Here is a 1446-nt window from a genome sequence, read left to right as displayed (position 1 = left end):
ACAAGGTGTTCACGTTTGCCCAAAAGACGCCGAGCAAGAGCAACTTCCCTTTCCCTGGGCGCACCCAGCCTATCGGTATCAGCCAAAGCATGGCTTGCGCTATTGAGTATGTGCGGCAGAAGGATGCTGATGAAGTACGGAGCGAGTACAAGCGGCTGCAAAAGGCAGAGCTGACCCATTACTACAGGGAGATGCTGGGGCGGGCCAAAACACGGGAACAGGTGATCAGAATCGGCGGCCAGATTTCTACAAGAGCCAAGATCGAGTATGACCCCGAGCTACACGAGTACCTGATGGTCGACATGATGGCCACCGTCATGGAACGCTTGCAAGACGATTCCCTGCCCGCAGAGGCGGACCTGGAGGAGGGCGCCGCAATAGAGGATCCACTGGGGCGGCACATAGAAGTGCCCGATAGCGCCTGGCCCGTGCATACCCTGAGCCATCTTGCACTGGAGAAAGTGACCAACAAAAAGGGGAAGACCAAGACCAAGGGGAAGAAGAAAAAGCACCACCCTGCTGGGGCTAGCACCGCTGGAAAGATCCCATTCAAGATTCTGATATGCCCTACGCCCATGGGTAAAACCACGGTCAGGACGTCCAACAAGCGCTGCACCTGGAAGCCTCTGACGCTGGCTAGCGAGGTGCCGACGGGTATTTTTCACTGTGATCCGGACTCGGCGCCGCTGCTGCACGTAATAGGCGACTTTCTGCAGCTGGTATTTATTTTGGATGGCAATGTGCGCGTACTCGTCATCAAAACCACTTCTGCGAGCTCTCCGCGCGTGATCTACAACCATACGATCCCCACAAACGATGTGCCTCAGCATACTTTTTACGACCCAGTGACCGATACCAGCGTTGTGGCCACGTGCAACTATGCCATCTTGGTGCGGAACCGCCAGAAGCAAGGCAACAAGACGCTGTCTTGGATGGTGCGCATCACCTACAAGGACGACCCCATCAAGGATGAGCGCGAGGAGGACGTGCTGGCCAAGAAGCTGCGTTTTTTACCCTGTATCAGCGCCATCTCCTACACGCACGAGGAGTTGTGCCTGGGGACGTACCGCGGCGAGGTTCTCACCTTTAACAACGCTTACTTGGCGGGAGACCCTGATAACGCAGCCGTCAGTTATCACACAAGCAACAGTAGCGCCCCCATCAAGAGCGTTCACCGATCGGGGTACCGCCTCTATGCCACCAACATTATGGATGCCGTTGGCGTGGAAAAGCCCATTTCTGCCATGTTTGCGCGCGGGATCAAGGTGTGCCAGTCAGGGTCTGTGCACCAAATGGATCACGTACTGGGTGTGGACTCGTGCGGGACCCTCTTGGCGTCCCTGAACAAGAGTGGCGTTCTGCAAGTGCAGACTACCGAGCTATGCCCCCACCCAGAGGACCCTACCAAGTACATGGACAGTCGCGTCTTTCATACAGTCGACTACA

Annotated in this window: 1 protein-coding gene; it reads left to right on the top strand. The window is 56.2% G+C overall.

Annotation, left to right across the window (positions count from 1 at the left end; all coding sequences use genetic code 11):
* A partial coding sequence (locus V6D20_23445) for a hypothetical protein (protein ID HEY9818734.1) occupies positions 1 to 1446 on the top strand: 1446 nt, incomplete at both ends.

Source organism: Candidatus Obscuribacterales bacterium, assembly GCA_036703605.1.
Classification (GTDB): Bacteria; Cyanobacteriota; Cyanobacteriia; order RECH01; family RECH01; genus RECH01.
This window is presented reverse-complemented; position numbering and strand designations above follow the sequence as displayed.